This window comes from Pseudomonas sp. R1-43-08 (assembly GCF_003852255.1).
Taxonomy (GTDB): Bacteria; Pseudomonadota; Gammaproteobacteria; order Pseudomonadales; family Pseudomonadaceae; genus Aquipseudomonas.
In genome coordinates, this window is sequence record NZ_CP027734.1 from 1 (window position 1) to 25,715 (window position 25,715).

At 60.0% G+C, this 25,715-nt stretch carries 22 protein-coding genes; 11 read left to right on the forward strand and 11 right to left on the reverse strand.

Going from position 1 to position 25,715, the window contains the following annotated elements; all coding sequences use genetic code 11:
- The 4 genes from dnaA to gyrB are packed head-to-tail and all read left to right on the forward strand — an operon-like array spanning nt 1 to nt 6,194.
- Nucleotides 1-1,506: a chromosomal replication initiator protein DnaA gene (dnaA, locus tag C4J87_RS00005; RefSeq protein WP_124365234.1), complete on the forward strand. Its 1,506-nt coding sequence runs from the start codon at nt 1-3 to the stop codon at nt 1,504-1,506.
- A gap of 38 nt (nt 1,507-1,544) precedes the next feature.
- Nucleotides 1,545-2,648, forward strand: a complete 1,104-nt coding sequence (dnaN, locus tag C4J87_RS00010) for a DNA polymerase III subunit beta (protein ID WP_124365235.1) — start codon at nt 1,545-1,547, stop codon at nt 2,646-2,648.
- A gap of 20 nt (nt 2,649-2,668) precedes the next feature.
- Complete coding sequence (gene recF, locus C4J87_RS00015; RefSeq protein ID WP_124360576.1) at nt 2,669-3,772, forward strand: DNA replication/repair protein RecF; 1,104 nt, start codon at nt 2,669-2,671, stop codon at nt 3,770-3,772.
- A 4-nt stretch (nt 3,773-3,776) separates the two neighbouring features.
- Nucleotides 3,777-6,194, forward strand: a complete 2,418-nt coding sequence (gyrB, locus tag C4J87_RS00020; RefSeq protein WP_124360577.1) for a DNA topoisomerase (ATP-hydrolyzing) subunit B — start codon at nt 3,777-3,779, stop codon at nt 6,192-6,194.
- 92 nt (nt 6,195-6,286) lie between these two features.
- Here the strand turns inward: gyrB and C4J87_RS00025 are convergent, their stop codons facing one another.
- Entirely contained in the window at nt 6,287-7,009 is a 723-nt protein-coding gene (locus C4J87_RS00025; RefSeq protein WP_124365236.1) for a response regulator transcription factor, read from the reverse strand.
- Nucleotides 7,010-7,380: 371 nt separating this feature from the next.
- On the opposite strand from C4J87_RS00025, the gene C4J87_RS00030 reads away from it, so the two are divergent.
- The gene (locus tag C4J87_RS00030; RefSeq protein ID WP_124365237.1) at nt 7,381-9,657 is read left to right on the forward strand and encodes a CHASE2 domain-containing protein; all 2,277 of its coding nucleotides are present in this window, start codon (nt 7,381-7,383) and stop codon (nt 9,655-9,657) included.
- A gap of 180 nt (nt 9,658-9,837) precedes the next feature.
- On the opposite strand, the gene C4J87_RS00035 is transcribed toward C4J87_RS00030, so the two are convergent.
- From C4J87_RS00035 to glyQ, 4 genes are all read right to left on the reverse strand, one after another.
- The gene (locus tag C4J87_RS00035; RefSeq protein WP_124365238.1) at nt 9,838-10,608 is read right to left on the reverse strand and encodes a 1-acyl-sn-glycerol-3-phosphate acyltransferase; all 771 of its coding nucleotides are present in this window, start codon (nt 10,606-10,608) and stop codon (nt 9,838-9,840) included.
- Nucleotides 10,609-10,690: 82 nt separating this feature from the next.
- Nucleotides 10,691-11,230: a D-glycero-beta-D-manno-heptose 1,7-bisphosphate 7-phosphatase gene (gene gmhB / locus C4J87_RS00040; protein ID WP_177412804.1), complete on the reverse strand. Its 540-nt coding sequence runs from the start codon at nt 11,228-11,230 to the stop codon at nt 10,691-10,693.
- Nucleotides 11,230-13,284 (reverse strand): glycine--tRNA ligase subunit beta, encoded by a 2,055-nt coding sequence (gene glyS, locus C4J87_RS00045; protein WP_124365239.1) that lies wholly within the window; start codon nt 13,282-13,284, stop codon nt 11,230-11,232. The genes gmhB and glyS overlap by 1 nt, the downstream gene beginning before the upstream one ends.
- Entirely contained in the window at nt 13,281-14,234 is a 954-nt protein-coding gene (glyQ, locus tag C4J87_RS00050; protein ID WP_003187265.1) for a glycine--tRNA ligase subunit alpha, read from the reverse strand. The genes glyS and glyQ overlap by 4 nt, the downstream gene beginning before the upstream one ends.
- Nucleotides 14,235-14,315: 81 nt before the next feature.
- Here glyQ and C4J87_RS00055 point away from each other — a divergent pair, with 81 nt between their 5' ends.
- Complete coding sequence (locus C4J87_RS00055) at nt 14,316-14,873, forward strand: DNA-3-methyladenine glycosylase I (protein WP_124365240.1); 558 nt, start codon at nt 14,316-14,318, stop codon at nt 14,871-14,873.
- A 40-nt stretch (nt 14,874-14,913) separates the two neighbouring features.
- Entirely contained in the window at nt 14,914-15,801 is an 888-nt protein-coding gene (locus C4J87_RS00060) for a lysophospholipid acyltransferase (RefSeq protein ID WP_124360583.1), read from the forward strand.
- A 135-nt stretch (nt 15,802-15,936) separates the two neighbouring features.
- Here the strand turns inward: C4J87_RS00060 and C4J87_RS00065 are convergent, their stop codons facing one another.
- The 5 genes from C4J87_RS00065 to def form a co-directional block, all read right to left on the reverse strand.
- A complete protein-coding gene (locus tag C4J87_RS00065) occupies nt 15,937-16,248 on the reverse strand; it encodes a tetratricopeptide repeat protein (RefSeq protein ID WP_124365241.1) in 312 nt (103 codons plus the stop codon).
- Nucleotides 16,249-16,264: 16 nt separating this feature from the next.
- Nucleotides 16,265-17,638 carry a Trk system potassium transporter TrkA gene (gene trkA / locus C4J87_RS00070; protein ID WP_124360585.1) on the reverse strand — a complete coding sequence of 458 codons (1,374 nt, stop codon included), beginning with the start codon at nt 17,636-17,638 and terminating at the stop codon, nt 16,265-16,267.
- A 22-nt stretch (nt 17,639-17,660) separates the two neighbouring features.
- Nucleotides 17,661-18,971: a 16S rRNA (cytosine(967)-C(5))-methyltransferase RsmB gene (rsmB, locus tag C4J87_RS00075; protein ID WP_124365242.1), complete on the reverse strand. Its 1,311-nt coding sequence runs from the start codon at nt 18,969-18,971 to the stop codon at nt 17,661-17,663.
- The gene (fmt, locus tag C4J87_RS00080; protein WP_124365243.1) at nt 18,968-19,921 is read right to left on the reverse strand and encodes a methionyl-tRNA formyltransferase; all 954 of its coding nucleotides are present in this window, start codon (nt 19,919-19,921) and stop codon (nt 18,968-18,970) included. Before fmt ends, rsmB begins: the two co-directional genes overlap by 4 nt.
- A 69-nt stretch (nt 19,922-19,990) precedes the next feature.
- Nucleotides 19,991-20,497, reverse strand: a complete 507-nt coding sequence (gene def / locus C4J87_RS00085) for a peptide deformylase (protein WP_005783383.1) — start codon at nt 20,495-20,497, stop codon at nt 19,991-19,993.
- Between the two features lie 135 nt (nt 20,498-20,632).
- Here def and C4J87_RS00090 point away from each other — a divergent pair, with 135 nt between their 5' ends.
- The 4 genes from C4J87_RS00090 to C4J87_RS00105 all read left to right on the forward strand — a co-directional run bounded on the left by C4J87_RS00090 (nt 20,633) and on the right by C4J87_RS00105 (nt 24,528).
- A complete protein-coding gene (locus C4J87_RS00090; RefSeq protein ID WP_124365244.1) occupies nt 20,633-21,409 on the forward strand; it encodes a peptidoglycan-binding protein in 777 nt (258 codons plus the stop codon).
- A gap of 63 nt (nt 21,410-21,472) precedes the next feature.
- Entirely contained in the window at nt 21,473-22,576 is a 1,104-nt protein-coding gene (gene dprA, locus C4J87_RS00095; protein WP_124365245.1) for a DNA-processing protein DprA, read from the forward strand.
- 70 nt (nt 22,577-22,646) lie between these two features.
- Nucleotides 22,647-23,204, forward strand: a complete 558-nt coding sequence (locus C4J87_RS00100; protein WP_124365246.1) for an L-threonylcarbamoyladenylate synthase — start codon at nt 22,647-22,649, stop codon at nt 23,202-23,204.
- A gap of 175 nt (nt 23,205-23,379) precedes the next feature.
- Nucleotides 23,380-24,528, forward strand: a complete 1,149-nt coding sequence (locus C4J87_RS00105; protein ID WP_124365247.1) for a DDE-type integrase/transposase/recombinase — start codon at nt 23,380-23,382, stop codon at nt 24,526-24,528.
- Between the two features lie 59 nt (nt 24,529-24,587).
- On the opposite strand, the gene C4J87_RS00110 is transcribed toward C4J87_RS00105, so the two are convergent.
- Nucleotides 24,588-25,565 carry a quinone oxidoreductase gene (locus C4J87_RS00110; protein WP_124365248.1) on the reverse strand — a complete coding sequence of 326 codons (978 nt, stop codon included), beginning with the start codon at nt 25,563-25,565 and terminating at the stop codon, nt 24,588-24,590.
- Nucleotides 25,566-25,715: the final 150 nt, after the last annotated feature.

The following is a 25,715-nucleotide window of genomic DNA, read 5'->3' on the forward strand; positions in this document are numbered from 1 at the left end:
GTGTCAGTGGAACTTTGGCAGCAATGCGTGGAGCTTTTGCGCGATGAGCTGCCTGCCCAGCAATTCAACACCTGGATCCGTCCGCTACAGGTCGAAGCCGAAGGCGACGAGTTGCGTGTCTACGCGCCCAATCGTTTTGTTCTCGACTGGGTCAACGAGAAGTACCTGAGCCGCGTTCTCGAATTGCTCGACGAACATGGCAACGGCATCGCGCCCGTGCTCTCCTTATTAATAGGCAGCAAACGCAGCTCCGCACCTCGCGCTGCTCCGAATGCTCCATTGGCAGCGGCTGCTTCCCAGTCCCAGGCTGCACCGGTTGCCGCTGCCCCTGCGCCGACGCCTTCCAAGTCTTCCGTGCCTAAAAATGCACTGGAGAACGAAGAGCCGTCCCGTGACAGCTTCGACCCCATGGCAGGTGCCAGCTCTCAGCAAGCTCCCGTGCGTGCCGAGCAGCGCACTGTGCAGGTTGAAGGCGCGCTCAAGCACACCAGCTATCTGAACCGCACCTTTACCTTCGAGAATTTTGTCGAAGGTAAATCCAACCAGCTGGCCCGTGCGGCCGCCTGGCAAGTGGCCGACAACCCCAAGCACGGTTACAACCCGCTCTTCCTTTATGGCGGGGTTGGCTTGGGTAAAACGCACTTGATGCACGCTGTGGGTAACCACCTGTTAAAGAAGAACCCGAATGCCAAGGTGGTCTACCTGCACTCGGAGCGCTTCGTGGCTGACATGGTCAAGGCGCTACAGCTCAATGCCATCAACGAGTTCAAGCGTTTCTATCGCTCCGTTGATGCGTTGCTGATCGATGACATTCAATTCTTCGCGCGCAAGGAACGTTCCCAGGAAGAGTTTTTCCACACGTTCAACGCGCTGCTCGAAGGCGGACAGCAGGTCATCCTCACCAGTGACCGTTACCCCAAAGAGATCGAAGGCCTGGAAGAGCGCTTGAAATCGCGATTCGGCTGGGGGTTGACCGTTGCTGTAGAGCCACCAGAGCTGGAAACCCGCGTCGCGATCCTGATGAAAAAGGCCGACCAGGCCAAAGTTGATCTGCCCCACGATGCCGCGTTCTTTATCGCCCAGCGTATTCGTTCCAACGTGCGTGAGCTGGAAGGCGCGCTCAAGCGGGTTATCGCGCACTCGCACTTCATGGGCCGTGACATCACCATCGAGCTGATTCGCGAATCCCTGAAAGACTTGCTGGCACTGCAGGACAAACTGGTGAGTGTGGATAACATCCAGCGTACCGTTGCCGAGTACTACAAGATCAAGATTTCCGACCTGCTATCCAAGCGCCGTTCGCGTTCGGTAGCGCGTCCGCGCCAGGTGGCCATGGCCCTCTCCAAGGAGCTGACCAACCACAGCCTGCCGGAAATCGGCGATGTGTTTGGCGGTCGCGACCACACCACGGTTTTGCACGCGTGCCGCAAGATCAACGAACTTAAGGAATCCGACGCGGATATTCGCGAGGACTACAAGAACCTGCTGCGTACACTGACTACGTGATGACACCAGCGCAGCTTATTAAGGCAAGGGACTAGACCATGCATTTCACCATTCAACGCGAAGCCCTGTTGAAACCCCTGCAACTGGTCGCAGGCGTCGTCGAGCGCCGACAGACCTTGCCGGTGCTGTCCAACGTACTGCTGGTGGTCGAAGGCCAGCAGCTGTCCTTGACCGGTACCGACCTGGAAGTCGAACTGGTTGGCCGCGTGCAGCTCGAAGAGCCCGCCGAACCCGGCGAAATCACCGTGCCGGCGCGCAAGCTGATGGATATCTGCAAGAGCCTGCCGAACGACGCGCTGATCGACATCAAGCTCGACGAGCAGAAGTTGGTGGTCAAGGCAGGTCGCAGTCGTTTCACCCTGTCGACGTTGCCGGCCAATGACTTCCCGACGGTTGAAGAAGGCCCGGGTTCGCTGACCTGCAGCCTGGAGCAAAGCAAGCTGCGTCGCTTGATCGAGCGCACCAGCTTCGCCATGGCCCAGCAGGACGTGCGTTACTACCTTAACGGCATGCTGCTGGAAGTGTCCGAAGGCATCATCCGTGCTGTGGCAACTGACGGCCACCGCTTGGCTATGTGTTCGATGCGCGCCGATATCGGCCAACCGGATCGTCACCAGGTCATCGTGCCGCGTAAAGGCATCCTCGAGTTGGCGCGCTTGCTCACCGAGCCGGATGGCAACGTCAGCATCGTCCTGGGGCAACACCACATCCGCGCGACCACCGGCGAATTCACCTTCACCTCCAAGCTGGTTGACGGCAAATTCCCGGATTACGAGCGCGTACTGCCTAAAGGCGGTGACAAGCTGGTGCTCGGCGATCGCCAGGCCCTGCGTGAGGCATTCAGCCGTACGGCCATTCTCTCGAACGAGAAGTACCGGGGTATTCGTCTGCAATTGGCCAACGGTCAGTTGAAGATCCAGGCCAACAACCCGGAGCAGGAAGAAGCCGAAGAAGAAGTGGGCGTTGACTACAACGGCGGTTCGCTGGAAATCGGCTTCAACGTGAGCTACCTGCTGGACGTGCTGGGTGTGATGACCACCGAACAGGTTCGCCTTATTCTGTCGGACTCCAACAGCAGCGCGCTGGTACAAGAATCCGATAACGACGACTCGGCTTACGTTGTTATGCCGATGCGCCTGTAATCATGCTCAGCAGAAGCTAGATGTCCCTCAGTCGCGTCTCGGTCACCGCGGTGCGCAATCTGCACCCGGTGACCTTCTCCCCTTCCCCTCGCATCAATATTCTCCATGGCGCCAATGGCAGTGGCAAAACCAGCGTGCTGGAAGCCATCCACCTGCTGGGCCTCGCCCGTTCCTTCCGCAGCGCCCGCCTGTTACCAGTGATTCAATACGAGCAGCTGGCGTGCACGGTATTTGGCCAAGTTGAGTTGGCCGAGGGTGGACACAGCGCCCTGGGGATATCCCGCGATCGCGGCGGAGAGTTTCAGATTCGCATCGATGGGCAGAATGCACGCAGTGCTGCGCAATTGGCTGAAATCCTGCCGTTGCAGTTGATCAACCCCGACAGCTTCCGCCTGTTGGAAGGCGCACCGAAGATCCGCAGACAATTTCTCGATTGGGGAGTGTTCCACGTGGAACCGCGTTTCATGGCCACTTGGCAGCGCCTGCAGAAGGCCCTGCGGCAGCGGAACTCGTGGCTGCGGCATGGTACACTTGACGCCGCTTCACAAGCGGCCTGGGACCGGGAACTGTGCCTGGCCAGCGACGAAATAGATGAATACCGCCGTGCCTATATCAAAGCCTTGAAACCAGTCTTTGAGCAGACCTTGAGCGAGTTGTTGGATCTTGAGGGGCTGACGCTGAGTTATTACCGAGGTTGGGACAAAGAACGTGAGCTGAGTGCAGTGCTTGCGACGTCCCTGCAGCGTGATCAGCAAATTGGCCACACCCAGGCCGGACCCCAACGCGCTGATTTGCGCCTTAGATTAGGCGCTCACAATGCTGCGGATATCCTGTCCCGCGGCCAGCAGAAGTTGGTGGTGTGTGCATTGCGTATTGCGCAAGGGCATCTGGTTAGCCAGTCCCGACGCGGCCAATGTATTTATCTGGTGGATGACTTGCCGTCCGAACTCGACGAGCAACACCGCCGCGCGCTATGCCGCTTATTGGAAGACTTACGCTGCCAAGTGTTTATCACCTGTGTAGACCACGAATTATTGAGGGAAGGCTGGCAGACGGAAACGCCAGTCGCTTTGTTCCACGTGGAACAAGGCCGTATCACCCAGACCCACGACCATCGGGAGTGAAGGCATGAGCGAAGAACACACGTACGACTCGACCAGCATTAAAGTGCTGAAAGGTTTGGATGCCGTACGCAAACGTCCCGGTATGTACATTGGCGACACCGATGATGGTAGCGGTCTGCACCACATGGTGTTCGAGGTGGTCGATAACTCCATCGACGAAGCTCTGGCCGGTCACTGCGACGACATCAGCATCATCATCCATCCGGATGAATCCATTACCGTACGCGACAACGGTCGCGGTATTCCGGTAGACGTGCACAAAGAAGAAGGCGTCTCGGCGGCAGAGGTCATCATGACCGTGCTCCACGCCGGCGGTAAGTTCGACGACAACTCCTATAAAGTGTCTGGCGGCTTGCACGGCGTAGGTGTCTCGGTAGTGAACGCTCTGTCCGAAGAGCTGGTTCTCACCGTACGCCGCAGCGGCAAAATCTGGGAACAAACTTACGTCCACGGTGTGCCACAGGAACCGATGAAAATCGTCGGTGACAGTGAAACCACGGGCACCCAGATTCACTTCAAGCCTTCGGCTGAAACTTTCAAGAACATCCACTTCAGCTGGGACATCCTGGCCAAGCGGATTCGCGAACTGTCGTTCCTCAACTCCGGTGTTGGCATCGTCCTCAAGGATGAGCGCAGCGCCAAGGAAGAGCTGTTCAAGTACGAAGGCGGCTTACGCGCGTTCGTTGAATACCTGAACACCAACAAGACCGCGGTCAACCAGGTGTTCCACTTCAACATTCAGCGTGAAGACGGCATCGGCGTGGAAATCGCCCTGCAGTGGAACGACAGCTTCAACGAGAACCTGTTGTGCTTCACCAACAACATTCCCCAGCGCGATGGCGGTACTCACCTGGTGGGTTTCCGTTCCGCGCTGACGCGCAACCTGAACACCTACATCGAAGCGGAAGGGTTGGCGAAGAAGCACAAAGTCGCCACCACCGGTGATGATGCCCGTGAAGGTTTGACCGCGATTATTTCGGTCAAGGTTCCGGACCCCAAGTTCAGTTCCCAAACCAAAGACAAGCTGGTGTCTTCTGAAGTGAAGACCGCGGTGGAACAGGAGATGGGCAAGTACTTCTCCGACTTCCTGCTGGAGAACCCGAACGAAGCCAAATTGGTCGTCGGTAAGATGATCGATGCCGCGCGTGCTCGTGAAGCAGCGCGTAAAGCCCGTGAGATGACGCGTCGTAAAGGCGCACTGGACATCGCCGGCCTGCCAGGCAAATTGGCCGACTGCCAGGAGAAGGACCCTGCCCTCTCCGAGCTGTACCTGGTGGAAGGTGACTCTGCTGGCGGTTCCGCCAAGCAGGGTCGCAACCGTCGTACCCAGGCTATCCTTCCGTTGAAAGGTAAGATCCTCAACGTCGAGAAAGCACGCTTCGACAAGATGATTTCTTCCCAGGAAGTCGGCACCTTGATCACCGCATTGGGCTGCGGTATTGGCCGTGATGAATACAACATCGACAAGCTGCGTTATCACAACATCATCATCATGACCGATGCAGACGTCGACGGTTCGCACATTCGTACCCTGCTGCTGACCTTCTTCTTCCGTCAGTTACCTGAACTGATCGAGCGCGGCTACATCTACATCGCCCAGCCGCCGTTGTACAAAGTGAAAAAGGGCAAGCAAGAGCAATACATCAAAGACGACGACGCCATGGAAGAGTACATGACGCAGTCGGCCCTGGAAGATGCCAGCCTGCACTTGAACGACGAAGCCCCAGGCATCTCCGGAGAGGCGCTGGAGCGCCTGGTCAACGACTTCCGCATGGTGATGAAGACGCTCAAGCGCCTGTCGCGCCTGTACCCGCAGGAGCTGACCGAGCACTTCATCTACTTGCCGGCCGTGAGCCTGGAACAGCTGGGCGATCATGCTGCGATGCAGGATTGGCTGGCCCAGTACGAAGTGCGTCTGCGTACGGTAGAGAAGTCTGGCCTTGTGTACAAAGCCAGCCTTCGCGAAGACCGTGAACGCAACGTATGGCTGCCCGAGGTGGAACTGATCTCGCATGGCCTGTCGAACTACGTCACCTTCAACCGCGACTTCTTCGGTAGCAACGACTATAAGACGGTGGTCACCCTCGGCGCGCAATTGAGCACGCTGCTGGACGACGGCGCTTATATCCAGCGTGGCGAACGCAAGAAGCAGGTCAAGGAGTTCAAGGAAGCTTTGGACTGGTTGATGACCGAAAGTACCAAGCGTCACACCATCCAGCGATACAAAGGTCTGGGCGAAATGAACCCGGATCAGCTGTGGGAAACCACCATGGACCCGGCTCAGCGTCGCATGCTGCGAGTGACCATCGAAGACGCCATTGGCGCAGACCAGATCTTCAACACCCTGATGGGTGATGCGGTCGAGCCTCGTCGTGACTTCATCGAGAGCAATGCCTTGGCGGTGTCTAACCTGGATTTCTGATCAGGTACCGGCAATAACAAAAAGGCCAACGCTAGCGTTGGCCTTTTTTATGGGTGTTTGTTAAGCATTAGTGAAATGCTCCACGTGGAACATTATCCCTCGGCGGGCGCCGCCACACTCTCTAAACGATAGCCGTACCCGTAGATCGTCAGCAGCTGCCATCCTCGGTCCGCCGTTAATCCGAGCTTGTTGCGCAAGCGGTAGATGTGCGTATCCAGAGGGCGAGACGATACCATTTCCTCATGGGACCAAAACCGCTCATACAGGTATTCGCGGGACAGTGGCCGCGCTAGGTTGGCAAACAGGCAGCTGGCCAAGCGGTACTCCCGTTCGGTGAGATTGATCGGTGTGCCGGCGCGTGTCACCGTCAACTCGGCATCATCGAACGTCAGGTCATTGAAGCTTTGAACTTCATTGCTGGCGGACTTTTGCAGCCCATGTCGACGCAGGACGGCGCTGACGCGAGCCTTGAGTTCATTAGGACGAAAGGGTTTGCTGACGTAGTCGTCCGCTCCACTGTTGAGCGCCGTGACGATATCGCTCTCCGCATCGCGGCTGGTGAGCATGATCACGGCCGGTGGTGACTCCATGTGCTCGCGGGTCCAGCGCAACAACGCAATGCCGCTGATATCCGGCAGTTGCCAGTCGAGTATCAACAGGTCGAAGGTTTCACGGCGCAGTTGGCGCAGCAGGTTCTCGCCGCGCTCAAAACAATGTACGGACCAAGGCTGTTCCGAAGTGCTGGGAATCTGTCGCAGTGTCTGTTCTACCCGTCTCAACTCGGCGGGCTCGTCATCCAGTATTGCGACACGCATGAGTGGATCCTTCCTGCAAAAATACGGCAGCTTAATCAGGGGCGCCTTGTGCACATACACAAACCCGCCGATGAATCTGAACAATTATGGGCGGATACAACGAACTCCGAAACTCTGGGTACGCTGATATCAAAGGACCGTAACCAGCGAAAATCCTAGGCCCTCAAGGGGAAGATACCGGCTCCTGGCTATGAGGAAAAGGATCGATATACGCTATGGTGACTAACGGGTCCTCCAGTAAGACCGAAATAAGCTTCACTGGTTTCAGCACCTCTAATGCGTCCCATCGTAACCACCTGGAGGGAGACCGGGCTTATGACACGTTCACGCGATGATCATCGATGTCTCGGCGGGCCTGTGGCGGTGGCCCTGTGAAACTATGGAGTAAAGCTGAAAAACGCCAACCCACCCGGGCGCAGCTGCTGTTCCACGGACTGGTGCGCGAATGGTTGCTGATTGGCCTGGTACTGTTGCCCTTCACCGCGTACCTATCCCTGAGTCCGGGCCTGGCGCTCAATAACCCGCTCTATGACAGCCTGCGCCAGTTGGCACCGTTGTCTGTGGACCCACGCATCGTATTGGTGACCATTGACGCGCCTAGCCTGGAAGAACTTGGCCCATGGCCCTGGCCGCGCAGTGTGCATGCAGACTTGATCGAACGGCTCAGTGCTGCCCAGCCGGCAGGGATCTTATTCGATGTGATCTTCAGTGAGCCGGGCGAAGGCGCGGGTGATCAACGATTGGCCGATGCCGTGTGCAACGCAGGCAATGTATTGCTGCCGATTGTGACGGATAGCCGGGCACGGTCCAGGCAGACCGGGGAGCCATTGTCGCCCTTGCTCAAGTGCGCCAGGGGCATCGGCCACATCAACGTCGAATCGGATAATGACGGTGTCGTGCGCAGCCTGTATCTACGCGAAGGTCCACCGGGAAGCACGCTGCCACAGCTGGCCTGGCTGGCATACACGTTGAACGGGCAAACATCGACGATGCCCGGCATGCCGCTTGAGCCCCGCAGTCAGCAATGGCACCAGGAGCATGAGATTCGCGTTCCGTTTACCTCTGCCCAGGAGCGCTTTCCAAGTGTTTCCTACGTCAGCGTACTGCGTGGCGAGGTGGCTCCAGACGCGCTGCGCGGTCGACTGGTTCTGGTCGGCGCCACGGCCTATGGAATGGGCGAAAGTTTCGTTACCCCGCTCTCCGCGACCGGCTCGACCGCGGGCGTGGAGATCCAGGCCAATGTGCTTAACGGTTTACTGCAGGGGCGCAGCATTGTCGATCTGCCGGGTTGGCTGGCGGCCTTGATGGCTACGTCCGTGGTGGCATTGTTGCTGGGCCTGCTGCTGTATCGCCCGCGTTATGCGCTATGGATGACCCTGGGCTGCATGGCCGCGTCGGTACTGATGTCGTGGGCGTTACTGAGCCTGGGCCATTGGTGGTCGCCTTCGGCCTGCCTGATTGGGTTGTTGCTCAGCTATCTGATCTGGAACTGGCGGCGCCTGAGCGTAATCTTCGCCTACTTCGGTTGGGAACTGGCGCGCCTGGATAACGAACCGAAAGTATTGCCAGAGCGGCGTCGTGCACCGGCCAGCAAGGGCGATGTGCTTCAGGGGCGCATCTTCGCCCTCGAGCAGGCGGTCAGTCGCACCCGGGATACACAGCGCTTTATGGCGGATGGACTGGAATGCCTGCCGGTCGCAACACTGATCACCGATCCCCAGGGGAGCATCCTGTTGGCCAATCGCGTTGCCCGTGACGTATTCGGCAACGACCTGGTACGCGAAAAGCTCCTCGAACAGCTCGCCGACCTGGGTTACCCACCGCTGCATAACGGCGTGCGCCCTGCCCTGTCTGCACTGGAGCTGGTCGAGTTTCGTGATATCCACCAACGCAGTTTGCGCATGGAGCTTGCGCCCTTGCTTCCAGCCGAGGGCGATATCGCCCTTGGCTGGCTGCTGAGCCTCACGGATTTAAGCAAGGAACGCGAAGCCCAACAGCATCGCGAGACCATGCTGCGCTTTCTGTCCCATGACTTGCGCGCACCGCATTCGGCAATCCTCGCGCTGTTGGATGTACACGACAGTGAATCGCCCATTTTTGGCCAGATCGAACAACAGGTCCGACGGGCGCTGAGCCTCACCGAGTCCTTCGTGCAATTGGCGAAAGCCGAGGCTGACGGCTATCAATTCCAACCTACGTTGTTCGCCATGCTGGTAATGGATGCTTTCGATCAGGTGGCGATCGTTGCCCAACTCAAGGGCATTCATCTGGTTCACGATCTGGATGAAGCAGACGAAGGCATGGTGCTCGCCGATCAATCGCTGCTCACCCGTGCGCTATTCAATGTGCTGGAAAACGCGATCAAGTATTCGCCATCCGGCACCACCGTCCGATTGAGTCATGGCTGTGTGGGGGGTTGGTTGGAATGCCGCATCAGCGATCAGGGGCCCGGAATTGCGCCAGAAGATTTGCCAGAGCTGTTCAACCAATACCGGCGCTTCAATTCGGCCCAAGGCAGTGACGGCCTAGGGTTGGGCCTGACCATGGTGAAGGCCGTCGTAGAACGCCACGGTGGGCATGTCAGCTGTGAAAGCGAGCTGGGCATGGGTTCGACGTTCATCCTGCAACTGCCACCGTTGGAGGACTGAAAACGATCTTTTCTGCTGTGCATAAAAAACCGGTCACAAAGACCGGTTTTTTTATGAAGAAAAAACTTATGCACGTTTTCTGAGATTTTATGCGCTTCAGAAATATGCCTGTAAATCAGCAGGTTACTGAGCAAAAATGCACATTTTCCAACAAACCGTACACAGCTTATCCACAGATGCTCAAATCTCCGGCGTCTCTACCACTACGGGCTCCGGCGGCAACGAACCCATGGCCCGCTGCTGCGCTTCATTCCAGGCAGCGGCGCGGTCATTCAATGCAGCAATGGCACGCGGGCCTTCGCCCTCTGCGTACATGGGCTCGCCGATCACCACGGTAATGGTGCCTGGGCGTTTGGCCCAGCCGGTCTTGGGCCAGAACTTGCCGGCGTTATGGGCAATCGGCAACACCGGCAGATTGGCGTTGACCGCCAGCGCAGTGCCACCTCGGGAGAATTTGCCGACAGTGCCATAAGGCACACGCGTACCTTCCGGGAAGATCAGCACCCAAACGCCATCCTTGAGCAGCTCGTCGCCCTTCTTGGCGACATGCTTGAGCGCCGCCTTGGGATTGTCACGGTCGATCGCAATCGGGCGCAGCATTGCCATGGCCCAACCAAAGAACGGCACGTACAGCAGCTCACGCTTGAGCACTTGGCTCAAGGGCGAGAAGTACGCCGAGAGAAAGAACGTTTCCCAGGTGCTCTGATGGTTAGACAGAATCACACAGGGCTGGTCCGGGACGTTTTCGGCGCCCTTGACCTCGAAACGGATATTCAGGAATACCTTGGACAGCCACAACGCGCAGCGGCACCAATACACATTAATGAAGCGATAGCGCGCCTTGAACGGCAGGAACGGTGCAATAAAAAAGCTCAGGGTGCACCAGAGAAACGAACTGGTGCCCAGCAGCAGGTAAAAGAAAAAGGTTCTGATGGCCTGCAAGATCGACATGGCGGCATTTACCGTTGCGGGACACGGCCCGCCTGTTAAAAGCGCACTCCCGAACAATCCTTGGTCAGGAAGTCGAGGGCGGCTAGTTGTTGATAAGTTCTGCGGCAACCGCCGCCAGATCGTCAAAAATCAAAGTGCCTACCGGCAGGTTTTTCGCCTGGGTCTTTTCGCCTTTCCCGGTCTTTACCAAAACTGGCTGAGAGTCGACGGCTTTGGCCGCCTCCAGGTCACCGAGACTGTCCCCGACGAACCATATCCCAGCCAAGGGCACCTTGTAATGTTCTGCAATGGTTTTCAACATGCCAGGCTTGGGCTTGCGGCAAGCGCAGCCCTCATCCGGCCCGTGGGGGCAGTACACCACCAGCCCCACCTCACCGCCCTGCTCCGCCACCAATGTGCGCAAGCGCGCATGCATGGCGTCCAGGATGGCGATGTCGTAATAACCGCGGGCGATGCCGGACTGGTTAGTGGCAATGGCCACCGTCCAGCCGGCTTTGCTCAACTGCGCGATGGCCTCGATCGAACCGGGCAGTGGAATCCATTCCGCCACCGACTTGATGTAAGCGTCGGAGTCGTAATTGATCACCCCGTCCCGATCGAGAATCAGCAGTTTCAACATGATCAGCCCAGTACGGAAATGTCAGCGATGTTGATGAACAACCCACGCAGACGCGCCAGCATGGCGTAGCGGTTTTTCCGCACGCCGGCATCTTCGGCGTTGATCATCACCGCTTCGAAGAAGGCATCCACCGGCTCACGCAGCGAAGCCAACCGCGCCAACGCTTCGGCGTAGTTACGCTCGGCGATCAGCGGCTTCACGGCGTTTTCGGCCTTGGCGATCGCCGAGTTCAGCGAGAACTCCTTGGCGTCGGCAAACAGACCTGGGTCGACTTCGGCAGTGCCGAGGTTGTCGGCTTTGCTCAGCAGGTTCGATACACGTTTGTTCACGGCGGCCAGGGCATCGGCTTCCGGCAGCTTGCGGAACGCCTGTACGGCTTGTACGCGCTGGTCGAAGTCCAGCGCCGAACCCGGTTGCAGGGCACGTACCGACAGGTAGACGGAAACGTCCACGCCTTCGTCTTCGTAACGCGCACGCAGGCGGTCGAACACGAACTCCAGCACTTGCTCGGCAAGGCCCGCTTGCTTGACCTTGGTACCGAACTGGCCGACCGCAAACACCACGGCCTGGGTCAGGTCGAGGTCCAGCTTCTTGTCGATCAGGATACGCAGCACGCCCAGGGCCGCACGACGCAGGGCATACGGGTCTTTGCTGCCGGTAGGCAACATGCCGATACCGAAGATACCGACGAGGGTGTCCAGCTTGTCGGCGATGGCCACGGCCGCACCGGTCAGGGTGGTCGGCAATTCAGCGCCGGCACCGCGCGGCATGTACTGCTCGTTCAGCGCCAGGGCCACGTCGTCCGGCTCGCCGTCATTGAGGGCGTAGTAGTAACCGGCGACGCCTTGCATCTCAGGGAATTCGCCGACCATCTCGGTGGCCAGGTCGCACTTGGACAGCAGGCCGGCGCGCGCAGCCCAGGCGGCGTCGCCACCAATGCGCGGCGCGATGTAGGCCGCCAGCTTGGAAACGCGCACGGCCTTGTCGTAGACGCTGCCGAGTTTTTCCTGGAACACCACGTTCTGCAGGCGCAGGTTGAAGTCTTCGAGCTTCTGCTTCTTGTCTTGCTTGAAGAAGAACTCGGCGTCAGTCAGGCGTGGGCGCACGACTTTCTCGTTACCGGCGATGATCTGCTGTGGGTCCTTGCTCTCGATGTTGGCCACGGTGATAAAGCGCGGCAGCAACTTGCCATCCACATCCAGCAGGCAGAAGTACTTCTGGTTGTCCTGCATGGTGGTGATCAGTGCTTCCTGCGGCACATCGAGGAAACGTTCTTCGAACGAGCACACCAGCGGCACGGGCCACTCAACCAGGGCGGTCACTTCGTCGAGCAGGCTTGGCGGCACGATGGCGGTGCCTTCCTGCAGGCGGGCCAGCTCTTCGGTGCGCTTGCTGATCAGCTCGCGACGCTCATTGGCATCGGCCAGCACATAGGCGCCGCGCAGGTCATCGAGGTAGCTGGCCGGCGAGGTGATGCGCACGCTCTGCGGATGGTGGAAGCGGTGGCCACGGGAATCGCGGCCGGCCTTCTGGGCGAGGATGGTGCACTCGATGACCTGGTCACCGAGCAGCATCACCAGCCACTGGGTTGGGCGTACGAACTCTTCCTTGCGAGCACCCCAGCGCATGCGCTTGGGGATTGGCAGGTCGTTCAGGGAGTCTTCGACGATGGTCGGCAACAGGCTGGCCGTTGGCTTGCCGGCGATGACCTGGCTGAAACGCAGTTTCGGGCCGCTCTGGTCAATTTCGCTCAGCTCGACGCCGCACTTCTTGGCAAAGCCCAGTGCTGCCTGAGTCGGGTTGCCGTCGGCGTCGAACGCGGCCTGACGCGGCGGGCCATCCAGGTTGATATTGCGGTCCGGCTGCTGGGTTTCCAGCGCGGTGAGCAATACCGCCAGGCGGCGTGGCGCGGCGTAGACCTTCTTTGCGGCGAACTTCAGGCCAGCGCTGTGCAGGCCTTTTTCGATACCGGCCAGGAACGCATCGGCCAGGGTGTTCAGTGCCTTGGGTGGCAACTCTTCGGTGCCCAGTTCAACCAGGAAATCTTGAGCACTCATTGTGCAGCCTCCAGCTTAGCCAACACTTCATCACGCAAATCCGGGGTTGCCATCGGGAAGCCCAGCTTGGCGCGAGCCAGCAGGTAGGCTTGGGCGACGGAACGCGCCAGGGTGCGTACACGCAGGATGTATTGCTGGCGCGCGGTTACCGAGATGGCACGGCGCGCGTCCAGCAGGTTGAAGGTATGGGACGCCTTCAACACCATTTCATAGCTTGGCAACGGCAGCGGCTGGTCGAGTTCGATCAGGCGCTTGGCTTCGCTTTCATAGAAGTCGAACAGTTCGAACAGTTTGTCGACGTTGGCGTGTTCGAAGTTGTAAGTGGACTGCTCCACTTCGTTCTGGTGGAACACGTCGCCGTAGGTGACCTTGCCGAACGGGCCGTCAGCCCACACCAGGTCGTAGACCGAGTCCACGCCTTGCAGGTACATGGCCAGGCGCTCGAGGCCGTAGGTGATTTCGCCGGTCACCGGGTAGCACTCGATGCCGCCCGCTTGCTGGAAGTACGTGAATTGCGTCACTTCCATGCCGTTGAGCCACACTTCCCAGCCCAGGCCCCAGGCGCCAAGGGTCGGCGATTCCCAGTTGTCTTCGACGAAACGGATGTCGTGGACCAGTGGGTCCAGGCCGACATGTTTCAGCGAGCCCAGGTACAGTTCCTGGAAGTTGTCCGGGTTGGGCTTCAATACCACCTGGAACTGGTAGTAATGCTGCAGGCGGTTCGGGTTCTCGCCGTAGCGGCCGTCAGTCGGGCGACGACTGGGCTGCACATAAGCGGCGTTCCAGGTTTCCGGGCCGATGGCCCGCAGGAATGTAGCGGTGTGGAAAGTGCCGGCGCCTACTTCCATATCGTAGGGCTGAAGTACCACACAACCTTGCTCGGCCCAGTATTGCTGGAGGGCGAGGATCAAGTCTTGGAAGGTACGCACGGCTGGCGTAGGCTGGCTCACGAAATTCACCTGTTACTTGGGCTGCGATTTAAAGAGCGGGAGTATACCCGATTCGGCCCTGCCACCACTCCCTGGAGCCTTATGCCACGCTGCTTTTGGTGTTCTGAAGATCCGCTGTACATGGCTTATCACGATCAGGAGTGGGGAACGCCGCTGCGCGATGCGCAGGGTTTGTTCGAGTTGCTTTTGCTCGAAGGGTTCCAGGCGGGCCTGTCCTGGATCACGGTTTTACGCAAACGCGAGCATTACCGGAAGGTCTTGTTCGGCTTTGATGCTAAGCGCCTGGCGCAGCTGACCGACGCTGAAATCGAGGCGCTGATGCTCGACCCAGGCATTGTGCGCAACCGTCTGAAGCTCAACGCCACACGCCGCAATGCCGCAGCCTGGCTGGCGCTGGAAGACCCGGTGGGTTTGCTCTGGTCGTTCGTGGGCGGCGTGCCCAAGGTCAATCACTTCAAGGATCGCAGCGAAGTCCCGGCAATTACGCCCGAGGCGCAAGCGATGAGCAAAGCCTTGAAAAAGGCCGGCTTCACCTTTGTCGGGCCGACCATCTGCTACGCGTTCATGCAAGCCTCGGGCATGGTCATGGACCACACTCAGGACTGCGACCGTTACGCGGACCTGGCCAACGCCGGTTAGAATGCGCGCTTTGCGTACCACACACGATCAGGAGTGACCTGTGGAAAAGTTTAAAGGCGCCTTGCTGGTAGGCGCTCTTCGGTTGTTTGCCCTGCTGCCCTGGCGCGCCGTACAGGCCGTCGGCACGGGCATCGGCTGGATCATGTGGAAAACCCCCAACCGCTCCCGCGACACGGTGCGGATCAACCTGTCCAAATGCTTCCCGGACATGGACCCGGCCGAGCGCGAGCGCCTGGTGGGGCGCAGCCTGATGGACATCGGCAAGTCATTGACCGAAAGCGCCTGCGCCTGGATCTGGCCGGCCCAGCGTTCCATCGACCTGGTGCGCGAAGTCGAAGGCCTGGAGGTGCTGCATGAAGCCTTGGCATCGGGTAAAGGCGTGGTGGGGATCACTAGCCACCTGGGCAACTGGGAGGTGCTCAACCACTTCTATTGCAGCCAGTGCAAGCCGATCATTTTCTATCGCCCGCCCAAGCTCAAGGCGGTCGATGATCTGTTGCGCAAGCAACGCGTGCAACTGGGCAACCGCGTGGCGGCGTCCACCAAGGAAGGCATTCTCAGCGTGATCAAGGAAGTGCGCAAAGGCGGCCAAGTGGGGATCCCTGCCGACCCGGAGCCGGCTGAATCCGCCGGGATCTTCGTGCCGTTCTTCGCGACCCAGGCGCTGACCAGCAAGTTCGTACCGAACATGCTCGCGGGCCACAAGGCGGTCGGCGTATTCCTGCACGCCCTGCGCCTGCCGGACGGCTCGGGCTACAAGGTGATCCTGGAAGCGGCCCCGGAAGACATGTACAGCACCGACACCGCCACGTCCTGCGCGGCGATGAGCAAGGTGGTGGAACGGTACGTCGGCGCCTACCCGAGCCAGTACATGTGGAGCATGAAGCGCTTCAAGAAGCGCCCGCCGGGCGAGGCGCGGTGGTACTGATTCACCGCTGAATCAAACACAACACAAAACCAATGTGGGAGGGGGCTTGCTCCCGATCGCGGTGGTTCAGTCAACCATGCATAGACTGACACACCGCTATCGGGAGCAAGCCCCCTCCCACATTTTGATCTGCGTTCAGGCTTGGCGGTTGAGTTTCTTCAGGAACACCGTCATCTCTTTTTCGGCCTGTTTGTCGCCATGGGCCTGGGCCGCCTGTATGCCTCTTTCCCACGCGTCTCGTGCGGCAGCGTTATCACCCTGCCCCAACTGCGCCTTGCCCAACAACTTCCACGCCGCCGAATACTTAGGGTCGAACTCGACACATTTCTGTAGGTGCTCGGCCGCTTTGGCGTGGTCCTTCAGATCCAGATAACCCTTGCCCAAGCCAAACCTTAGCAGCGAATTATCCGCGCCCTTGGCGAGCATTTTCTCCAGGGATTCGAGCATGTCAGTCACTCCTTGATCAGAAAAAGCTCAACCCCACGTGGAACAGCTTCTCCACATCGCGGATATGTTTCTTGTCCACCAGGAACAGGATCACATGGTCGCCGGTGGCGATCACCGTATCGTCGTGGGCGATGATCACTTCTTCATCGCGAATGATCGCGCCGATGGTGGTGCCCGGTGGCAAGCCGATATCACGGATCGCCCTGCCGATGACCTTGCTCGACTTCGAGTCGCCATGGGCAATCGCCTCGATCGCCTCCGCCGCGCCACGGCGCAGGGAGTGCACGCTGACGATGTCGCCACGGCGCACATGCGCGAGCAACGTGCCGATGGTCGCCAATTGCGGGCTGATGGCGATGTCGATATCGCCGCCCTGGATCAGGTCGACATAGGCCGGGTTGTTGATGATGGTCATCACCTTCTTCGCACCCAGCCGCTTGGCCAGCAGCGAGGACATGATGTTGGCCTCGTCATCGTTGGTCAGCGCCAGGAAGATATCGGCGTCGGCGATGTTTTCTTCCATCAGCAGGTCGCGGTCCGAGGCGCTGCCTTGCAGTACGACGGTGCTGTCGAGGGTGTCGGACAAATGCCGACAGCGCGCCGGGCTCATCTCGATGATCTTTACCTGGTAACGGCTTTCGATGGCCTCGGCCAGGCGCTCGCCGATCTGTCCGCCGCCTGCGATGACGATGCGTTTATAGGTTTCGTCGAGCCGGCGCATTTCGCTCATCACTGCGCGAATATTGGCCTTGGCCGCGATGAAAAACACTTCGTCATCGGCTTCGATCACGGTGTCGCCCTGGGGCAGGATCGGCCGGTCACGTCGGAAAATCGCCGCTACGCGGGTTTCCACATTCGGCATGTGTTCGCGCAGTTGGCGCAGTTGCTGGCCCACCAGCGGCCCGCCGTAGTAGGCCTTTACCGCGACCAGCTGCGCCTTGCCTCCGGCGAAGTCGATTACCTGCAAGGCACCCGGAATTTCGATCAGGCGCTTGATGTAGTGAGTGACCACCTGTTCCGGGCTGATCAGCACGTCCACCGGAATGGCGTCGTTGTCGAACAGGCCGGCGCGGGTCAGGTAGGCCGCCTCGCGGACACGGGCGATCTTGGTCGGGGTATGGAACAGCGTGTGGGCGACCTGGCAGGCGACCATATTGGTTTCGTCGCTGTTGGTGACCGCGACGAGCATGTCGGCATCGTCGGCACCGGCCTGGCGCAGCACGGTCGGGAACGACGCACGGCCTTGTACCGTGCGGATGTCCAGGCGGTCGCCCAGATTGCGCAGGCGCTCGGCATCGGTGTCGACCACGGTGATGTCGTTGGCCTCGCTGGCCAAATGTTCAGCCAGCGTGCCACCGACCTGCCCTGCCCCAAGGATGATGATTTTCATCCGGTCACTCCCTTAAACCCATTCAGCCGCGCGCGGCGGCAATCTTGATCAGTTTGGCGTAGTAGAAGCCGTCGTGCCCGCCTTCCTGCGCGAGCAGTTGCCGGCCGTGCGGTTGCTTGATGCCGGCCGTGGTCGCAAGGTCCAGTTCCCGCGCGCCGCTGGTGCGGGCAAGGAAGGCTTGGATGACCTCGGTATTCTCGGTGGGCAAGGTGGAGCAGGTGGCGTACAGCAGGATGCCGCCGACTTCCAGGGTCGGCCATAGCGCGTCGAGCAGTTCGCCTTGCAGCACGGCCAGGGCGGCGATGTCGTCGGGCTGGCGGGTCAGCTTGATGTCCGGATGACGACGGATCACGCCGGTGGCCGAACACGGCGCATCCAGCAGGATGCGCTGGAACGGTTTGCCATCCCACCAGTTGGCGGTGTCGCGGCCGTCGGCGGCGATCAGCTCGGCGCTGAGGCCCAGGCGTGCGAGGTTCTCGCGTACGCGCACCAGGCGTTTGGCTTCCAGGTCGACGGCAACTACACCGCCCAGGTCTTTTTCGACTTCCAGGATGTGACAGGTCTTACCGCCAGGCGCGCAGCAGGCGTCCAGTACGCGCTGGCCGGGCGCCAGGTCAAGCAGGTCGGCGGCCAATTGCGCGGCCTCGTCCTGCACGCTGATCCAGCCTTCGGCAAAGCCCGGCAGGCTGCGCACGTCGGTGGCGGTCTCGAGCACGATGCCGTCGATGCTGTACACACATGGCGTGGCGTTGATGCCGGCCTCGCTGAGCAATTGCAGATAGGCGTCGCGGCGGTGATGGCGCCGGTTGACCCGCAGGATCATCGGCGGGTGTGCATTGTTGGCCGCGCAGATGGCTTCCCATTGTTCGGGCCAGAAGGCCTTCAGGGATTTTTGCAGCCAGCGTGGATGCGCGGTACGCACCACCGGGTCATGTTCCAGCTCGGCCAGCAGCGCTTCGCTTTCGCGCTGGGCGCGGCGCAACACGGCATTGAGCAGGGCCTTGGCCCAGGGCTTTTTCAGCTTGTCGGCGCAACCAACCGTTTCACCAATGGCGGCGTGGGCCGGCACGCGGGTGTAGAGCAACTGGTAGAGACCCACCAGCAACAGCGCCTCGACGTCAGCGTCCGCCGCCTTGAACGGCTTTTGCAACAGCTTGGCTGCCAGCGCCGACAAGCGTGGTTGCCAACGGGCGGTGCCGAACGCCAAGTCCTGGGTGAAACCGCGATCGCGGTCTTCAACCTTGTCCAGTTGCGTGGGTAACGAACTGTTCAGCGACGCTTTGCCGTTGAGCACGGCGGCGAGGGCCTTGGCGGCGGCCAGACGCGGGTTCATTGGGCGACCACGCCGAGAACGGTGCCCAGGGCAAACTTCTCACGACGGCTGTTGAACAAATCGCTGAAATTAAGCGCCTTGCCACCGGGCAATTGCAGACGGGTCAGGCACAGCGCCTGTTCACCGCAAGCCACCAACAGGCCGTCCTTGCTGGCACCGATAATCTCGCCGGGTGCGCCTTTGCCGTCGGCCAGGGTCGCGGCCAACACCTTCAACGCTTCGCCGTTAAGGGTGCTGTGGCAGATCGGCCATGGGTTGAAGGCCCGCACACAGCGCTCCACCTCCACGGCCGGGCGGCTCCAGTCGATGCGTGCTTCGTCCTTGTTCAGTTTGTGGGCGTACGTCGCCAGGCTGTCGTCCTGCACTTCGCCCTCCAGGGTGCCGGCAGCGAGACCGGCGATGGCCTGGATGACGGCGGGCGGGCCCATTTCAGCCAGGCGGTCGTGCAGGCTGCCGCCGGTGTCTTCAGCGGTAATCGGGGTGGTGACTTTGAGCAGCATCGGGCCGGTGTCCAGGCCGGCTTCCATGCGCATGACGGTCACGCCGCTTTCGCTGTCGCCGGCTTGCACCGCGCGCTGGATCGGCGCCGCGCCGCGCCAGCGTGGCAGCAACGAAGCGTGGCTGTTGATGCAGCCCAGGCGCGGGATATCGAGTACGGCCTGGGGCAGGATCAAACCGTAGGCGACGACCACCAGCAGGTCCGGCTTCAGTGCGGCCAGTTCAGCTTGGGCGTCGGCGTTGCGCAGGGTCGGTGGCTGCAGCACGGTAATACTGTGCTCCAGCGCCAGTTGCTTGACCGGGCTGGGCATCAGTTTTTGCCCGCGCCCGGCCGGGCGATCCGGCTGGGTGTACACCGCGACGATTTCATAAGGGCTGGCAAGCAGCGCCTTGAGGTGTTCGGCGGCAAATTCGGGGGTACCGGCAAAAACAATGCGCAGTGGCTCGGTCATCGGAGTTCTCGGTTAAAAACAGTCACAAAAGAAAAAGGCTTGCCGCAGCAAGCCTTTGGAAGAAGGGCATCAAGCTTGCTGGCGATGCTTTTTTTCCAGCTTCTTCTTGATCCGGTCACGTTTGAGGGTGGACAGGTAATCGACAAACAGCTTGCCGTTGAGGTGGTCGCACTCGTGCTGGATGCACACCGCCAACAGGCCTTCGGCAATCAGCTCGAACGGCTTGCCGTCGCGGTCCAGGGCCTTGATCTTCACGCGAAGGGGGCGTTCGACGTTCTCGTAGAACTCCGGCACCGAGAGGCAGCCCTCCTGGTATTCGCCCATCTCGTCGGTCAGCGGTTCGAACTCGGGGTTGATGTACACCCGCGGTTCGCTGCGATCTTCGGAGAGGTCCATGACCACGACGCGCAGGTGCACGTTGACCTGGGTCGCGGCGAGGCCGATGCCCGGGGCTTCATACATTGTTTCAAACATGTCATCGACCAACTGACGAACCTTGTCGTCCACTACGGCCACCGGCTTGGCGATCGTGCGCAGGCGCGAGTCGGGAAATTCGAGGATGTTCAAAATAGCCATAAGCGTAATTGCTGCACATGTGAGGTAGAGGCAAATCGGCGGTGGGATGGACCCAGGCAGCCGGTGTGAAACGTTCGAAAGCCGCGAAGGCTATGGCGTTTCACGCGAACGCACATAATAAAGGAGATTGACCCCATGAGGAAATCGCTACTCGTCTTGCTGCTATGGACCCCGTTCGCCATGGCGCTGATTCCCCAGCCCGGCCAGCGCCTGGATTCTTCCACGCAAAAGGCTATCCAGGGCTTCTTGCTGCACAACCGCATACTCGACTCGCCCCAGGACCTGGACAACGCGCCCTATATCGTTGCTGCCGATGCCGGGCGCGTGCTGGGCGCCACGGGTGAACGCATCTATGCCAGAGGCAGCCTGGACCCGACCCAGCCGAGCTATGGGATCTTCCGCCGAGGCAGGGTCTACACCGACCCCAACACTCGGGAATTGCTTGGGGTCAACGCCGACGACATCGGCACCGCACGCTTTTTGCTGGCTGACGACCTGACCACCCTGGCCGTGCAAAGGGTGACCCAGGAAGTGCGCCCAGGCGACCGTTTGCTGCGCGCCGAACCCGGCGTCGGCTTGGCGGACCTGAAAATCCCTGCAGCTGCGCCCTTCGTTGAAGGGCACATCATCGACATCCCCAAGGGGGTCACGCAGATCGGCGTGCTGGATACGGTGACCTTGAACAAGGGGCGCCGCGATGGCTTGGTCGAAGGCCAATTGCTTACGGTGATCCGGGCCGGCGCCTCGGTGCGCGATGCGCTTACCGGTAGCCCGACGAGACTCCCGGAGGTTCGCGCCGGCACGCTGCTGGTGTTTCGCACCTATGAAAAACTCAGCTATGCCCTGGTGCTCAGCGCGTCCCGCTCCCTGGCGGTAATGGATCGTTTCGAGAGCGCCGATCAAACGCAATAAATAGCCTGCTAAATAAGTTACCAACAGAGTTATCCACAGCTTGTTCCGGTCAAGGACGATCAAATGTTTCCGATAAACAGTCATGAAATTTCCCCGGCAGAGCTGGAAGCCCGGCTACGCTTGCACAGGCTGCCGGAACTGGGTCCCCAGCGTTTTCGCGTGTTGATCGAGGCGTTCGGCTCTGCTTCCAAAGCCATCAGTGCACCGGCCAGTGCCTGGCGCGCGCTCGGGTTGCGGGCGGTGAGTGCCGATGCCCGGCGCAGTGCGGAGGTGCGCGATGGGGCCAGTGCGGCGCTGGCGTGGCTGGCCCGCCCGGCCCAGCATTTACTGATGTGGGACCAGCCTGACTACCCTGCACTGCTCAGCCAGATCGACGATGCACCGCCGCTGTTATTCGTTGCCGGCGACCCGACGTTGCTGGAAAAACCGCAGCTGGCCGTGGTCGGCAGCCGTCGCGCTTCCCGCCCTGGCATGGACACCGCTGCCGCCTTTTCCCGCAGCCTTGCCAGCGCCGGTTTTGTCATCACCAGCGGCCTCGCACTGGGTATCGACGGTGCGGCTCACCAAGCCGCATTGGACGTGGGTGGTCATACCATCGGTGTGCTCGGCACCGGCCTGGAAAATTTTTATCCACAGCGCCATAAGACGCTCGCCGCCGCCATGATTGCCCAGGGCAGCGCCGTGGTCTCCGAGTTTCCCCTGGACGCCCCACCCCAGGCCGGCAACTTTCCACGGCGCAATCGCATCATCAGTGGTTTATCCCTGGGTGTTCTGGTGGTGGAAGCCGGCATGGCCAGTGGTTCGCTGATCACCGCACGCCTGGCTGCGGAACAAGGGCGTGAGGTCTATGCCATTCCTGGTTCCATCCATCACCCCGGCGCCAAGGGCTGTCACCAGTTGATTCGCGATGGCGCGGTGCTGGTGGAAACCATCGAACACATTCTGGAAGGCTTGCGCGGTTGGCAGGCGCTGTCACGCCCGGCGCCGGTGCCGGTGGTGCATCCGCTGGTGGCCCTGCTGCACGCGGCTCCCCATACCAGCGAAGCCCTGGCGATTGCCAGTGGCCGGCCACTGGCCCAGGTGCTGGCGACCCTGACCGAGCTGGAACTCGAGGGCCAGGTGATCTGCGAAAGCGGGCGATGGCTGGCGCGCTGCGAACGTTTGTAGCGGCTTTTGTAGCTGGGTTTCGTAACGAAGATCGGTAAACTGCCCACAGCTTTAGTTCGGAGGGTAAATAATGGTCAACAGGTGGCGTGTGCTGGAAGCCGCGCGAGAAATTCGCGCAGGTGCGGTGATTGCCTATCCGACCGAAGCGGTCTGGGGCCTGGGCTGCGACCCGTGGAATGAAGAGGCGGTGGACCGTCTGCTGGCGATCAAGAATCGCTCAGTGGATAAGGGCCTGATCCTGGTGGCGGACAACATTCGCCAGTTCGACTTCCTGTTCGAAGACTTCCCCGACACCTGGATCGAGCGCATGGCCAGCACCTGGCCTGGGCCGAATACCTGGCTGGTGCCCCATCAGGACTTGCTGCCGCAATGGGTCACCGGTGTGCATGACACTGTGGCGCTGCGGGTCAGTGACCATCCGTTGGTACGGGATTTATGCGCCCAGGTCGGGCCGTTGATTTCCACCTCGGCCAACCCCCAGGGCCGCCCGGCCGCGCGTACGCGGATTCGGGTGGAGCAGTATTTCCGTGGGCAAGTGGACCTTGTGCTGGGCGGCGCCCTGGGTGGGCGCAAGAACCCGAGCCTGATCCGCGATCTGGTGACAGGGGATGTAGTGCGACCGTCTTGAGACCGAGTCGCGCCCATCGGGGCGAGCCCCCTCCCACATTTGATCGGTGTTCGTCATGACAACTCGGTCAAGGGTGGGAGGGGGCTTGCCCCGGTACAAACCGGGGACATCGTTTACATTTCTAACCGGGGACATGGTTTACAGGTTAATACGCATGATCAGGAGGTAACTGATCATGCCCTGGAACCAAGAGTCTCCGATGAATCAACGAATCAGACTGGTCGCTGACTGGCTTTCTGGTAACTACACCAAAAGCCAGCTGGCGCGCCGCTTTAACGTAAGTCGGCCTACCGTCGACAAATGGATCGGCCGGCACAATGGCGATTTAAAGTCTTTAGCCGAACTGTCCCGACGCCCTCACAACAGCCCCAATAAAATCGACGATGAAATCCTGGCCCGTGTGGTGGCGATGAAGGAGGCGCACGATAAATGGGGTCCGAAGAAGCTTCTCGAGCTATTGCGACTTGAAGATCCCTCCATCGCCTGGCCTTCCCCAAGTACAGCAGGCCAATGGCTTGATCGACTTGGGCTCGTCCAAAAGCGGCGCTTCAAGCGCAGACACGGTACTTCCCCTGTAGCAATGCGCGAGGCCAACGAACCTAACCAGACATGGTGCGCCGACTACAAAGGGCAATTCAAAATGCATAACGCGCAGATGTGCTTCCCTTTGACCATCACAGACCACGCGTCCCGGATGATTTTGGCGTGCAGGGCTCATTCAAAGATCAAGACTGAACCTGTTAAACACGCCTTTGAGAGACTATTTGAGGAGTACGGCATGCCCGAAGTTATTCGGTCGGACAACGGTGTTCCGTTTGCCTCTCCTGGCCTGGCAAGAATGTCCACGCTGGCAGTTTGGTGGATACGTCTGGGCATCTATCCGGAGCGCACCATGCCAGGAAGACCGGCCCAAAATGGTCGCCATGAGCGGATGCACCGTAGCTTGAAACTGGAGCTGCCTTTAGGAGAAAACTTAATCGAGCAGCAGCTTTTGCTGGAGCATTTCAGGCATGAGTTCAATTACGTGCGCCCTCATGAAGCGCTCGGTATGAAGCGTCCAGGGGACGTGTATGTGCCGTCTACCCGGATTTACCCAGGATGCTTGCCGGATGTGGCGTATCCGTCCGAAATGAAGGTTCGAAGCGTCAGGCAGGACGGGTCGATCAAGTGGAAAGGCAAGTTGGTATTTATCAGCGAGGCGCTGTCAGGGGAGCAGATAGGGCTTAAAGAGGCTGAGGATGATGTTTGGGATTTGTACTTGTGTGATTATCCCCTGGGAAGGCTTGGGCGAGGTATGACCCGCGTCCAAGCCTCAAATGTGTAAACGATGTCCCCGGTTTCAGATGTAAACGATGTCTACGGTTCTACACCCCGATGACTTGCTTAAGGCAGCAGAATGGTTGAGCCCGTCGTGCGCCGCTCGGACAATTCGGTCTGCGCTTTGGCCGCATCCGCCAGCGCATAACGCTGGTTGATGTCGATGCGCACCTTGCCGCTCTTGATCATCGAGAACAGATCATCGGCCATTGCCTGCAAGTCCTTTGGATTGCTCGCATAGGTCGCCAGCGTTGGGCGGGTGACATACAGCGAACCCTTCGCCGCCAGAATCCCCAGGTTCACCCCGTCCACCGCACCCGACGCATTCCCAAAACTCACCACCAAGCCACGCGGTGCCACGCTGTCCAGTGAGGTCAGCCAGGTGTCTTTGCCGACGCCGTCATACACCACCGGCACCTTTTTGCCGTCAGTCAATTCCAGCACGCGCTGTGCGACATTTTCCTTGCTGTAATCGATGGTTTCCCAGGCGCCCAGGGATTTGGCCAGGGCGGCCTTCTCCGGTGAGCTCACGGTACCGATCAACTTGACGCCCAGCGCCTTGGCCCATTGGCAGGCCAGGGAGCCCACGCCGCCGGCAGCGGCGTGGAACAGAATGGTTTCGCCGCCCTTCAACTCATACGTCTGGCGCAACAGGTACTGCACGGTCAGGCCCTTGAGCATGGCGCCGGCGGCCTGTTCGAAGCTGATCTCATCTGGCAGGTGCACCAGGTTGGCGGCGGGCAAGACATGCAACTGGCTGTAGGCGCCCAGCGGGCCGCTGCCGTAGGCCACGCGGTCGCCGACCTTGAACTGGCTGACGTCACTGCCCACGGCATCGACCACGCCCGCCCCCTCTGCGCCCAGCCCCGATGGCAAGCTCGGTGGTGCGTAAAGGCCGCTGCGAAAGTAAGTGTCGATGAAGTTCAGGCCAATGGCTTCGTTACGTACCCGAACCTGCTGTGGGCCAGGCTCCGCTGGTGTGTAGTCCACATACTCGAGCACGTCGGGGCCGCCATGGGCGCTGAACTGGATACGTTTGGCCATTTACCTTCTCCTTGGGTCGAATAATACAAAGCCCCTATCGGACTCCTAAGCTTGATCTTCGTCAACTGCGACGGCACGGGGTGCGGTGGTATCCTGTGCGCCCATTTGCCGCCGACGCCCAATGGCCTCGCGTAGCTTTGCCCGATTCAA